Origin of the sequence: Oceaniserpentilla sp. 4NH20-0058, assembly GCF_040371755.1 — a bacterium.
Taxonomy (GTDB): Bacteria; Pseudomonadota; Gammaproteobacteria; order Pseudomonadales; family Oceanobacteraceae; genus Bermanella.
Genome location: NZ_BAABWE010000002.1, coordinates 263865 through 276667 on the forward strand (window position 1 = coordinate 263865; position 12803 = coordinate 276667).

At 41.8% G+C, this 12803-nt stretch carries 11 protein-coding genes; 7 read left to right on the forward strand and 4 right to left on the reverse strand.

The features are described from left to right. Positions 1-141: 141 nt before the first annotated feature. From ABWV45_RS04405 to fabB, 6 genes are all read left to right on the forward strand, one after another. Positions 142-2271 (forward strand): di-heme-cytochrome C peroxidase, encoded by a 2130-nt coding sequence (locus ABWV45_RS04405; RefSeq protein WP_353349072.1) that lies wholly within the window; start codon positions 142-144, stop codon positions 2269-2271. A gap of 83 nt (positions 2272-2354) precedes the next feature. Then, positions 2355-4451, forward strand: a complete 2097-nt coding sequence (locus ABWV45_RS04410; protein ID WP_353349074.1) for a di-heme-cytochrome C peroxidase — start codon at positions 2355-2357, stop codon at positions 4449-4451. Between the two features lie 19 nt (positions 4452-4470). After that, positions 4471-5601: a catalase family protein gene (locus tag ABWV45_RS04415; protein ID WP_353349076.1), complete on the forward strand. Its 1131-nt coding sequence runs from the start codon at positions 4471-4473 to the stop codon at positions 5599-5601. A gap of 54 nt (positions 5602-5655) precedes the next feature. Further along, the gene (locus tag ABWV45_RS04420; RefSeq protein ID WP_353349078.1) at positions 5656-7461 is read left to right on the forward strand and encodes a c-type cytochrome; all 1806 of its coding nucleotides are present in this window, start codon (positions 5656-5658) and stop codon (positions 7459-7461) included. A 291-nt stretch (positions 7462-7752) separates the two neighbouring features. Beyond that, entirely contained in the window at positions 7753-8268 is a 516-nt protein-coding gene (gene fabA, locus ABWV45_RS04425) for a bifunctional 3-hydroxydecanoyl-ACP dehydratase/trans-2-decenoyl-ACP isomerase (protein ID WP_353349080.1), read from the forward strand. Further along, entirely contained in the window at positions 8265-9479 is a 1215-nt protein-coding gene (gene fabB, locus ABWV45_RS04430) for a beta-ketoacyl-ACP synthase I (protein ID WP_353349082.1), read from the forward strand. Before fabA ends, fabB begins: the two co-directional genes overlap by 4 nt. Before the next feature lie 66 nt (positions 9480-9545). Here fabB and ABWV45_RS04435 read toward each other — a convergent pair whose 3' ends face one another. The 4 genes from ABWV45_RS04435 to ABWV45_RS04450 all read right to left on the reverse strand — a co-directional run bounded on the left by ABWV45_RS04435 (position 9546) and on the right by ABWV45_RS04450 (position 11301). Next, positions 9546-10247 carry a DUF6962 family protein gene (locus ABWV45_RS04435; RefSeq protein ID WP_353349084.1) on the reverse strand — a complete coding sequence of 234 codons (702 nt, stop codon included), beginning with the start codon at positions 10245-10247 and terminating at the stop codon, positions 9546-9548. 63 nt (positions 10248-10310) lie between these two features. Beyond that, positions 10311-10562: a hypothetical protein gene (locus tag ABWV45_RS04440; protein ID WP_353349086.1), complete on the reverse strand. Its 252-nt coding sequence runs from the start codon at positions 10560-10562 to the stop codon at positions 10311-10313. Next, positions 10555-10977 carry a thioredoxin TrxC gene (gene trxC / locus ABWV45_RS04445; RefSeq protein ID WP_353349088.1) on the reverse strand — a complete coding sequence of 141 codons (423 nt, stop codon included), beginning with the start codon at positions 10975-10977 and terminating at the stop codon, positions 10555-10557. Before trxC ends, ABWV45_RS04440 begins: the two co-directional genes overlap by 8 nt. 84 nt (positions 10978-11061) lie before the next feature. Then, positions 11062-11301: a hypothetical protein gene (locus ABWV45_RS04450; RefSeq protein ID WP_353349090.1), complete on the reverse strand. Its 240-nt coding sequence runs from the start codon at positions 11299-11301 to the stop codon at positions 11062-11064. Between the two features lie 161 nt (positions 11302-11462). On the opposite strand from ABWV45_RS04450, the gene ABWV45_RS04455 reads away from it, so the two are divergent. After that, positions 11463-12647, forward strand: a complete 1185-nt coding sequence (locus ABWV45_RS04455) for a BaiN/RdsA family NAD(P)/FAD-dependent oxidoreductase (protein WP_353349092.1) — start codon at positions 11463-11465, stop codon at positions 12645-12647. Positions 12648-12803: the final 156 nt, after the last annotated feature.

The following is a 12803-nucleotide window of genomic DNA, read 5'->3' on the forward strand; positions in this document are numbered from 1 at the left end:
AAAAAACCACCTCTTTTCGTTCAACTTAATAAAACCTCTTGGTGAGTCCTGCTTCACCCTTTCTAACCCCATAGACATATTATTTATACAGGAATAGTCTTTGAGGTTTTTTATAACTATAAAAATGATAGAGGGTAGAAAATGCGTGCAATATTGTCGCTCATTAAGGGGCTGTGGGGCCTTCTTAAACAGTTCAAATCAATCATCTTAAAGCTGGTCGGACTGGGTGTAACATTTTCAGTCTTAGCGTTAATTGTTGGCAAAATATACCAACACTGGGACAACGATCCTGACCGTGGTGCCGTCGCCATCAGCAACGGTGAGTTTGGCGAAGATTACAGTACGCCTGTGTATCTAAACCAAGGTTGGTCAGCATCTGATAGCTTGTGGTTTTATAACATCACTCAAGGTTCTGGTTTACTGCCTTACGACTTCTATTTAAACCTTGAACTAAAAGGCTCTGAAACATTAATCCGTGACAACAGCGTAATTGATAAATACCGCTATTTACCGCAAAAACCCACCTTTTTTAACCCTGACGGTCTAGCAGTTGGTTTTGCTAAAGAAACCTATCAAGGCAGAGACTACATGGGCTTTACCTGTGCAGCATGCCATACCGGTCAGGTAAACTATCAAGGCCAAGCCATTCGTATCGATGGTGCACCTACCATGGCCAACATGATCGAATACTTACATCAGTTAGAATGGTCCATGGAAGAAACCCTAACAAACGAAGCAAAAAACAAGCGTTTTGTTGAGGGTGTTTTAGCATTGAATAACGATTACGACAATGCCGAGCAAATCAATCAAGATTTAGAAAAATGGGCCAACACGGTTGAACTATACAACACAGTAAACCACAGTCATGTGAAGTACGGTTATGGCCGCTTAGATGCATTTGGTCGTATTTATAACCGCGTACTGCAATACGTTCCTAATAAGAGTCAGATTTACGACGTATTAACCCAAGCAACCACTCCAACTGGTCGGTTTATTGTGACCACGCAAGAAGCCGAAAACGTCTTGCAGGGCATAAATGAAACCATTATCGGTGAAGAGCAATTTGTTTTAATTTTAGACCGCTTGCAATCAAAAGATGCTGGCTTCCCAGGACTTGGTCAAAAAGATATGTTGCGTATTCGTAATGCCATCTTTAACGAGCCTGACGCTCCTGTAAGCTACCCATTTCTTTGGGATATTGCTCAATCAGATTACGTTCAGTGGAACGGTGTTGCCAGTAACGCAGACCTTGGACCAATTGGCCGAAATACTGGTGAAGTCATTGGTGTATTCGGTATTTTAGACTGGACAGCCAGTGATCCTAGCTGGAGCCTTTCAACCTTAATCACCAAACAGAATCACAAAAGTAAAGTAATCGACTTTAAGTCATCCATTGATTTAACCAACCTAGAACGTATTGAAAATCATCTTGCGTCTTTAACATCGCCAGCTTGGCCAGAAGATATTCTTGGTAAAATTGATCAAACAAAAGCAAAAGAAGGCCGCAAACTTTATGGTGAATACTGTCAGGGTTGTCACGAATTAGTAGACCCAACCGATGCAGATCGAATTATTGTGGCGAACTTTAGCGCCATTGAAAACATCGGCACTGACCCAGCCATGGCTGAAAACAGTGTTTTCTACAAAGGTAAATCCGGTAACTTTAAACACACTTACCAATCTACTGGTGTTGGTAATGTTGTCATTGCTGAAGATGCGCCTGTGGTGCAAATATTAACCTCAGCCACCAAAGGTGTTGTTGCCACCCCAGATGCCGACAAGTGGTTCTTCCGTCGCTGGGCCGATTGGGTATACACAGTAGCCGCCTCTGTATTTTATAACCCAGTAAAAGCCAGCAGTGTTAAAGCGGGTAACTACAACCCTGATACTACCGCCAGCCCTTACAGTTCGTTATTAGCTTATAAGGCACGTTCATTAAATGGTATTTGGGCAACGGCCCCTTACCTTCACAACGGTTCCGTCCCAACACTTTACGATTTATTACTACCAGAGAAAAAAGAAGGCGACCCAGAAGCAGGTGAATACCGTCCTAATGAATTTATGGTGGGTAGTCGTGAATTTGATCCGGTAAAAGTGGGCTTTAGAAGTGAAGGCTATGAAGGTTCGGTATACCGCACTAACCGTCGTGCTAACTTTAACACCGGCCACGAATATGCAGCCGGTAACACCGCACAACTAAACGGTACTGTATTACCTGCTCTTAGCAAAGAAGAGCGTATGCAGCTACTGGAATTCTTGAAAACGTTATAAATCCTTTCGTGATTAAGGCACACATTGGTGTGCCTTAATCAACCAGCTATATAAACAAAACTATAAAACATAAGAGAGGGACCGTGATTAACTTATCCACATTAAAATTATGTGCGGTAGCAGGTATAACCTTGCTCAGCACAGGCTGTGCGTATATGTCGCAAGGCTTTGCCGAAAAAGAAGCTGTGGCAGTTGTCGCACCAGATGACTTTTTTAATGACTCTGCTAATCGCATCATTTACCCAGAACAAAACTGGGACTCAGCCGACAGCCTTTGGTTTTACAATACCACCCAAGGCTCCAACTTATTACCGTACGACATTCTGCTCAACTTAGAACAAGCACAAAGCTCTGAGCGCTTTTTAGATACAAAAAATGTTGAGAAATATCGCTACCTGCCGCAAAAAGCCAGTTACGACAACAAAGACGCATTACCTGTTGGCTGGGTGAAAGACACACACAATGGTAAAGACTACATAGGTTTTACCTGTGCTGCCTGTCATACCACACAAATTAACTACAAGGGCACAGGCATGCGTATTGATGGCGGCCCAACCCTTGGAGATATGGAATCTCTGTTAGGTGCCATTGAAAACTCGTTAGCTGCCTCACAAGAAAATACCAATCCAGAAAAATTCGAACGTCTTTTCAACAAGATAAACCCACAAGGAAGCAGTGCGGACAAGCAAGCATTCAGCTCTGAGATAGCTAAAGCCTACAAAGACATTCGCTTTTATAACTGCTCTAACCAACCTGTTCACCCAGGGGTATATAAAGATCGTCAAGACAAAGATCCGCACAACAATGCCTGCTTCGATGACAAAGACGAAATCAATTACGGTTATGGTCGCTTAGATGCCATTGGCCGTATTTATAATCGTACCTTGCTGCACATAGGCGGTAAGGATAAAAACGGCAGCTTAATTGAAACTACTCGTACTTTAAGCCCAACCTCGCCTGTGAGCTATCCATTTTTATGGGATACACCACAGCACGACTTCGTACAATGGAATGGTTTACTTGAGAACAACTTTGGTTATGTAGGCCCTCTAGGGCGCAATACAGGCGAAGTTGTTGGTGTATTTGCCACCATTGATATCGAAGACAAAGGCACAAAAGTTGAATACGATTCATCTGTTGAAGTGCGTAACTTAATCCGCCTTGAAGATCACCTGAAATCACTTTGGTCGCCAAGCTGGGAAGACATGGCCATCAATAACATGGAACGTAAGCCTGAACATCGCGGCAGCTTACCTCCTATTAAAAAGACCTGTGATGACGGCAGTATCATCTGCGCAGAAGAAGGCGAGAAAATTTTTAAAGAATACGCCTGTGCTGCTTGTCACCAAGCCATTGATCGCACCAGCTCATCTCGTGTTGTGACTGCGCAAATGTCCAGCCTAGAGGTAATCAAAACAGACCCTAACATGGTGCGCCAAGCCTTAGAGGCTTGCGGTGATAGCGGCTTACTTGAGCCGGTAGTGGTTAATAAAGGTTTAGATATATGCCCTGGCGATCAAAAAGCCGGCGGTTCATTTGATCCGAAATCAGCAATCCCTGCCCTTACTGCCGTTAGCGAAGTAACAGCAGGTGTATTACAAGCAGGTATTTTCAATAGCTTGTATCTGACATTCCAATCCGCAATTCAAGTAATTAAGGGCTTAATTGACGAAGACACAAATCAACGCCATGTTGACTTTGAAGCGGTTAATAAGAACTTCTTAAACGCCTATAAAGGTCGCCCATTAAATGGTATTTGGGCTACAGCCCCATATCTTCATAATGGCTCAGTACCCAACCTTTACGATTTATTATTACCAACTTGTGAAAACGGTCAAAGTGGCATTGGTGAAAACAACACCTGTCGTCCAGAAGCCTTTACGGTTGGTCAGCGTGAATTTGATCCGGTAAAAGTGGGTTTGAAAACTGAAAACCTAATGACATACAAAGCCAAAGCTGGTGAGCCAAGTCTATTCATTTATGACACATCACTTTATGGCAATCACAACTATGGTCATGAGTACGCAGCCGGTAAAGACCCTATTCCTTTGTTAGATGAGAATGGGCAGCCACGCCGTGATGCCACTGGCAAGCCATTAGGAATTGATACTTGGGAAGTTAAACCTGCGCTTAATCATGAACAGCGTATGGCCTTAATTGAATACATCAAAACACTATAATTAAAAAATGGACTTATACATGAAACTCAATAAAACCTTACTAGCCACAATCACTGCAACCGTATTTTTACACGGTTGTAGTAATGTTGAAGTCGCACCACTTGGCACTGAACTTGTCATTCCAGGTGAAGAAAAAGTCATCAAAGATATTAGCGACCTACTAACCAATAAACTTGACGAGCAATATAAGGGGGAGAAATTTCTACGTGATACTCACCCTAAAGCTAATGCCTGCTTGCACGGCACATTTAAAGTACAAAGCGACATAGCTCCTGAATTTCAACACGGTGTATTTCAACCGGGAGCTGAGCACCCTGTTTGGATGCGTTTATCTAACGCAGTTGAAGAAGTAACATCAGATTACGCAAAAGACTTCCGTGGTTTAGCGATGAAACTTACAAAAGTTGACGGTGATCGTGTTTCCATGAGCGAGCGTCCATATGGCCCAAATTACGAGCGTGTTTTATTGCCTCACGGTGATGAAAAGCACACGCAAGATTTTCTATTCTTAGGTCATGATGCTTTCTTTGCTGCCGGCCCTGATGACTTCTTTGATTTCTTCAGTAGTTCATTCCTATCGTTTGCTTTAACTCACCCTCGTGGTGTTTACAACATTATTAAAGGGGAAGCACGTCGTGTTAATCCGCTAAATATCAGCTGGAACAGTGTAACTGGTTATGCACTGGGCGGAAAAAATGAAAAAGGGGTTTATCAAAATGTTGTACGTTATGCCCTTGAGAACTGCGGTACAAACTATGGCGACAAGCCAGAGAAAAACAATCCAGATTACATGGAACAAAATATTGCTAAGCAATTAGAAAGTGGAACTGCGTGTTTGGATTTCTACATTCAACGTCAAGTGAATGCAGAAGATATGCCAGTAGAAAATGCGTTAGTGCCTTGGGATCAGAAAGAATCACCATTCATTAAAATCGCACGTATTGATATTCCTTCACAAACATTCACCAGCGAAGCACAAAAAGAATTTTGTGAAAATATATCTTTCAACCCGTGGCACTCACTTGAAGAGCACCGTCCTTTAGGTGGTATTAACCGTGCCCGCCGAATTGTAATGAAAGACATTTCTGACGAACGCTTAAAAGCCAATAACGTTGAACGCTTTGAACCAACTGGTGAAGAACGCTTTTAATCCCCTTTAATCGAATGCGGCCCCATTTCAATGAGGCCGCTTTGGAGAAATTTCATGAAATTCCCAATATTATGTGCTGGTCTCGCCGGTGCATTATTACTACAAGCATGTGGTAATCCGCCTTTAGAAGCTCCTAAAGGCACGCCGTTTGTAAATTCTACGCCAAGCAACTGGCAACAAAACCAAGCTGATCGTCAAAAAGCAAAAGCAGACTACCTAACTGAACACCAAGTTGCCTACGATTGGTTTAAAGATTTTGCCTTCAGTGAAACCGACGGCATTCCGATGATCATTTTCAAATTACTTCCCGTTATTGCACCTGAATACTGGGGAGATGAGAATAACTTCTTAAGCACCGTTGGTTTATTTGAACACTACGAAAAACCTGGCTACCCATTACCAATGGGTATTGGTATTAGTGCGTTAACTCAAGCAGACCCTGCTAACAAATTGGATTACACCTCATTCACTTGTGCTGCTTGTCATATTGGTCGCGTACGCGATAACGATGGGAAACTGCATTATATTGAAGGCGGTGTGAATACAGAGTTTAATATTGTTCAGTACCGTGTGCGTGCTTACAAAACCATTAGCAAAATCATTGGTAGCGAAACCAATCAAAAGAAAATCGACAAACTTGTTATAGATGCATTTAGTAGCGCACTGGATAAAACCCATGCGAGCAACCCAAACTATTTCTATAACAACTACAAAGATGCCACACTAAACTTCGATACGGCTTACGAGCAAGCACAAATCGAGTTTTTCAAAACAACCATGGATAAGACCGTACCTCAATTTGCAACTACTGTTGTTGATCAGTACACCTCCTATGCTGCTTTGTTAAATAAAAACTATGACGGTATTCAAGAATTATCACTTGAGGGCTTTCCAGGTATGGCTGATGCCACGGGGATTAGTACCACTAATGCTTACTCGGCCTTACAAGATAACTTCTTTACTCGTTTATTTTCTAGCTTGATTTTACCCCCTGCTCCGGGCATTACTGATTTCATGAGTGTTTGGGAACAAGATAAACGCAAAGCAAACTGGGATAAAAGCCACGAACGTTTAATCAATGGTGGTGGTCAATGGAATGGTAATATTCCTATTCCTATGTACCGTAATCTTGCAGCACAATTAACCCTAGGCTTATCTGACAATGATATTCGTGTATCCGCGTTTTCAGTTGAGTTGCTAGATGGCTTACCAGCCTCTGTTTATCCGTTTGATGTGGATGTTGCACTTGCTAAAAAAGGTGAAAAATTATTTGCTGAAAATTGTGCTCAGTGCCATCAACCTCATAACGGCAAGGTATATGATTCGTTAGGTACTAACTTAGATCGAAGCTATGTAGTGAACTGGTTGGTTCGTAAAGGCGGTGTAGACAGCTTCTATAGTGCTTGTGACACAGAAACAACCGTAACCATGTACAATCAGCCAACTAAACCTTGTGCTGAGTTTGATGGCGTTTCATTAAAAGGCAAAAAAGATTTAATCATGTCTCCAAATGATGAACACCATGGTTACAATGCCCGCCCACTTTCTGGTATTTGGGCGCAAGCTCCATACATGCATAATGGCTCTGTTCCTACCCTTTATCACTTATTGGTGCCTGAATCCCGTCCCGTTAAATTTGTAAAAAGTCGTTTAGACTACGACACACAAAACGTAGGCTACGCTTGGCAGCCAAGCAGTAATCAAACAGAAGGCTACATGTTTGATACGTCTAGTTTTAAAACCTTTAGCAACAAAGGTCACGACACAGACATACTAGAAGACGCCAAAATCTATAAGCTAAACTGGAACGACGATAAACCTGGGGCAATGGCCTTGGTGGAATATCTTAAAACCCTTTAAGCTTTCGTATAAAAAACCTAGCGCACATGCTAGGTTTTTTATATTCCCATCTAGCATTAGTTATCACTACTTACTGAGTATTAGTGGGTTTTAGAGGCCCTTCTCCCCTGCTTTTCACAGCCAAATCACCCCTGTTTTTTTATTTTATAGCCGCATGATCTGCATCAATTCTGTCACTGATTTGTCCATGAAGTTTAACCTTATGTAAAGCCTTACAGATTCCTGATGATATGAGTCAATTACTCAAATTGGTTTAAAGGTATTCTGTCAGCATGAGAATTAGGAGTCGCCATGACCATTAAAGACCAATACACAAAAGACGAACTTATCCGCGCAGGCCACGGCGAGTTATTTGAACACAACCAAGTGATTCGCTTACCCCGCGATAACATGTTGATGCTAGATCGTATTACCCATATTTCCAATGAAGGTGGTGAATACGGAAAAGGTGAGGTAATTGCAGAATTAGATGTCACCCCCGACTTATGGTTTTTTGATTGCCACTTTCAAAGTGACCCAGTAATGCCCGGCTGTTTAGGCTTAGATGCCCTATGGCAAATGGTAGGTTTCTGGCTTGGCTGGGGTGGCCGTCAAGGCAAGGGGCGCGCACTGGGGGCCGGCGCTATTAAATTCACTGGGGAAATTTTACCAACCAATAAATTAGTTAAATATCATATTCACATTAGACGCGTCATTGAGCGTGGAACAGCCATGGCCATTGCTGACGGTTATGTGTATGTAGATGATAAAAAAATCTACGAAGGTAAAGATTTACGTGTTGGCTTATTCCCAGGAGAGCAAAAATGAGACGCGTCGTAGTCACAGGCTTGGGCATTGTTTCAAGCCTTGGAAATAACCAAACTGAAGTATTAGAGTCACTTAAAACACAAAAATCAGGTATTGGTTTTAACGAATCTTTTAAAGAGCTTGGTTTTCGCTCCCATGTTTCTGGGATTGTGGATATTAAATTAGACGAACTCATTGACCGTAAACTGATGCGCTTTATGGGTGAAGCGGCAGCGTTTAGTTATATCGCTATGGATGAGGCCGTTAAAGACTCAGGCTTAACCCCTGAACAAATTAGTGATGTGAATACAGGCATTATTATGGGTTCTGGTGGCGCATCATCAGAGAACATTGTAGAGAGTGTCGACATACTGCGTGAAAAAGGCATCAAGCGCGTTGGCCCTTATCGTGTACCGCGTATTATGGCCAGTTCAATTGTTGCCTCCCTTTCAACGGCGTTTAAAATTAAAGGTTTAAACTACGGTATTACCTCTGCCTGTGCCACCAGTGCCCACAGTATTGGTGCGGCTTGCGAACAAATACAAATGGGCAAACAAAACATCATGTTTGCTGGTGGGGGAGATGAAAGCCATTGGACCTTTGCCATGAGCTTTGATGCCATGGGTGCACTATCTAGTAAATACAACGACAATCCAGAAACCGCCTCTCGTGCATACGACGCCAATCGCGATGGCTTTGTTATTTCATCAGGAGCCGGAGTGCTTGTACTTGAAGAGTTAGAACACGCGCTGGCTCGCGGGGCAAAAATCTACGGTGAATTAGAGGGTTACGCTGCCACATCTGATGGTGCTGACATGGTAGCACCAAGTGGTGAAGGCGCTGAGCGTTGCATGCAGTTAGCCCTTAAAACCTGTGCAGGCCCAGTGGATTACATCAATGCCCATGGTACCAGCACCCCAGCGGGTGATATCACTGAACTTAATGCCATGCGAAATGTATTTAAAGACAATGTGCCGCTGATTAGTTCGACAAAATCTTTATCTGGTCACAGCTTGGGTGGTGCAGGCGTACATGAAGCCATCTTTAGTCTACTAATGATGGAGCATAACTTTTTAACTGGTTCGGCCAATATTGAAACCCTAGACCCAGGGGCTGAAGAAATGCCAATTTTACGTAAAAACGTAAATCATGATGTTAAACGAGTAATGAGCAATAGTTTTGGCTTTGGCGGCACAAACGCCAGTTTGGTATTTGCTAAATACCCAAGCTAATTCATCAACAACAATAACGTAATGCAAAAAATATAACGCCATTCTGTTTAACAGATTGGCGTTTTTTTATGCTTGCTTGAGTTTTTCAAGTGTCTGTATCAATCCCCCTTTGGTCAAGGCCCAATGCAGGGCCACAATAAACAGCATAATAATTAAATGATACCAATCATTATAATGCAGCAGCCCACTTGGAATACTTCCATTGGCCATTAGCGCCCAAATTCCACCCGCTAACAAATTCACACATACCATGGCAATCAATAACCAAAAAATCTTCAAATCTTTTTTGAAAATCAAATACAGAGAAAAACCTATGACCAGTAAGTGAGTAAAAACATGATAAACCACCACAATGGAATACGAGCTAAATAGCAAACTGCATAGCATAAATACGATTAGCGAGATCATAAGAGACTTTTTTAACCAGTTAAAGCTAAAACGCTCTGCCACTGGATACAAAAAAACTTTCATAAAATAATATTCAGTTAGGCCTATTAACATGAACGTCACTAGCCATACGCGAATATAAACATACTTAAAACTACTCATATGAAACTCACGATTTAGCTCCAAGTTAATGTGGCGAATAAATTGTATGACCTCAGGTTTTTCTAATTGCATATGATGAGCTATCCCACCAAACAAAGCGGCAAGGGAGAACAGTAAAAAATGAATTGCGCCGCTTTTAAAGCGAGCATCGCGACGGAATAAATCGAAACTAGCCACTAAAGCCATGGCAAAAATCGCGTAATTTAAAGAAATCAACATGAGAATTACTTAGCGTAAAAGACACCATCCTAAGTAATCCTATCAAACGAGTCTATGAATGAATTAATCTGAAATTGCTTTTGGTGATAAGTACCATTTTAAGGCCATCAACAATACTGGCAGCATATGCCAAAGCACATCAAACACATCAATAGGTTTAAACGACAAGCCTTGAATTAACCATTGAAATTTTTGCACCAAGTGAGGTTCAGGCTGAAAAGGGGCAAGAGCCATAAAAATAGCCAAAATCCCTAACAAGCTGTAAGGCAACCCTACGATCCAGCCTTTTAAGCCCTGCAATAACCCATTAGGCATGTTGGCTCACCCAAGCTTGTAATTGCCCTTCTGGTAGTGCTCCGGCCATTTCAGCCACTATTTTCCCTTGTTTGAAAATCTTCAATGAAGGAATACTGCGAATACTGTATTGCGCCGCCAATTGCTGCTCATTTTCGGTATTTACTTTCAACAACACCGCTTTGCCTGATAGGTTTTCAGCCACTTTAGAAAATGCAGGCGCCATCATTTTACACGGCCCACACCAATTGGCCCAAAAGTCCACTACCACAGGTAACTCACTCTTTTGTATAAAGCGATTAAATTGGGCCGCACTTACATCCAAAGGCCTATTTGGAATAACAGATTGCGAACATTTTCCGCATTTTGGCTGGTCTTGAAGTTTTTCATCTGGCACACGATTTAAGCCAGAACAAGCTGGACAGACGATGATCATAAGGGCACCTTAAATTAGTTTTTACTAATATTGCGATTATAACCCTAAATTTCAAGTATTTATTGTGAAAATCCCAAATTAGATTTAACCAAACAATTCGACACCGTCGTCATCATTGTACTGTCTACTATTAAGCTCAATAGTAATCATCTCTTTAAATTCATTTAAATCCTCAAGTGGCAGCGACGACAAAGCAACCCCTTGGAATATCCGGCGACTCAACAGCGTCTGTTCAAAGCAGCGGCTATGTACTGGGCCTTTGCCCGCGATAATCACTACCTCTTTATCTCCAACCACACTTTTCTCACAATATTCACAACGCATAATACTGCTCTCTGAATCTACTTAATAAGAACTATTGTATATTGATATGATTTCTCATCATGAGGTTTTTTGTATCGCAATGTTTACAGTTGTAAAGAAAATATCCGAATTTAGAACAGGCTGTTCTGGTATCATGGAATTTTTCTAAAATATCTAAATATATGTCTGACAATCTAGCCATTATCATAGGTGCCGGAGCTGCTGGCTTAATGTGCGCCATTAGTGCGGCCGAAAACGGCAAAAACGTATTGGTACTTGATCATGCCAATAAAGCCGGTAAAAAAATCCTCATAAGTGGCGGTGGCCGCTGTAATTTCACCAACATGTACACAGAGCCCAGTAATTACCTAAGTGCCAACCCGCACTTTTGTAAGTCGGCGTTAAAACGGTACACACAGTGGGATTTCATCGCCGAAGTCGATAAAGCTGGGCTACCTTGGCATGAGAAGAAGCTTGGGCAGCTATTCAGCGATAATAAAAGCGAAGCCATATTAAACCTATTACTTGATCGCTGTGACGCACTCGGTGTAGAAATTAAATTAAACTGCGCCATTAGCAGTATTAAAAAGCACAGTGACGAATCCTTTGAACTAAATAGTAACAATGGCAAATATCACTGCACATCATTAATAATTGCCACCGGTGCCATGAGCTTCCCCACCATGGGAGCCACAGACTTTGGCCACCGCATTGCCCGTCAATTTGGTTTAAGCGTTACGCACACTAATCCTGGTTTAGTGCCGTTCACCTTTGATGCAAAAGAAAAACAGCAATTTGAAGGGCTTAGTGGTGTCAGCTTAGACAGTGAAATATCATGCGCTAATCAAAGCTTTCGAGAAAACATACTCTTCACCCACAAGGGATTATCAGGCCCTGCGGTATTACAGATTAGCTCTTATTGGCAAGCGGGCAACACCATTACCGTGAAGTGTTTGCCAGACATAGATTTATGTGAAGACTTAAAGCAACATCAACAAGTCAGTCCGAATAAGCATGTAATAAATATTTTAAAACTGCACTTCCCTGAACGTGTTATTGAAAGATTCTGTATAAATATGGATCTAAATAAACCGCTACAACAATATAAACACAGTGATTTAGAAACCATCGCAAATGCGTTTCAAAAATGGCAATTTATTCCAAGTGGCACTGAAGGTTACAAAAAGGCCGAGGTCACACTAGGTGGTGTTGACACTGATGAAATTAGTTCCAAAACTTTTGAGGCTAAAAAAGTAAAAGGCTTATATTTTATAGGCGAAGTTCTTGATGTCACAGGCCACTTAGGAGGGTTTAATTTCCAATGGGCTTGGGCCAGTGGTCATTGTTGTGGCAAAGCGATTCAGTAAATTGCTTTCTCAGTGATCAAAATTTAATTAGTTGAGAGATGGCTTGAGGGGCTTATTTACCTAGCTAGCTCTCATCTAGTACTAAATCATGTATTTTTACGTTATTTTGTACAGAAAACCATTAAAAATGACAAACCTCCTTATAATCACCTCATA

Coding starts and splice junctions, on each gene's coding strand:
- ABWV45_RS04405 (WP_353349072.1), top strand. CDS start 142: ATGCGTGCAATATTGTCGCTCATTAAGGGGCTGTGGGGCCTTCTTAAA.
- ABWV45_RS04415 (WP_353349076.1), top strand. CDS start 4,471: ATGAAACTCAATAAAACCTTACTAGCCACAATCACTGCAACCGTATTT.
- ABWV45_RS04420 (WP_353349078.1), top strand. CDS start 5,656: ATGAAATTCCCAATATTATGTGCTGGTCTCGCCGGTGCATTATTACTA.
- fabA (WP_353349080.1), top strand. CDS start 7,753: ATGACCATTAAAGACCAATACACAAAAGACGAACTTATCCGCGCAGGC.
- fabB (WP_353349082.1), top strand. CDS start 8,265: ATGAGACGCGTCGTAGTCACAGGCTTGGGCATTGTTTCAAGCCTTGGA.
- ABWV45_RS04435 (WP_353349084.1), bottom strand. CDS start 10,247: ATGTTGATTTCTTTAAATTACGCGATTTTTGCCATGGCTTTAGTGGCT.
- ABWV45_RS04440 (WP_353349086.1), bottom strand. CDS start 10,562: ATGCCTAATGGGTTATTGCAGGGCTTAAAAGGCTGGATCGTAGGGTTG.
- trxC (WP_353349088.1), bottom strand. CDS start 10,977: ATGATCATCGTCTGTCCAGCTTGTTCTGGCTTAAATCGTGTGCCAGAT.
- ABWV45_RS04450 (WP_353349090.1), bottom strand. CDS start 11,301: ATGCGTTGTGAATATTGTGAGAAAAGTGTGGTTGGAGATAAAGAGGTA.
- ABWV45_RS04455 (WP_353349092.1), top strand. CDS start 11,463: ATGTCTGACAATCTAGCCATTATCATAGGTGCCGGAGCTGCTGGCTTA.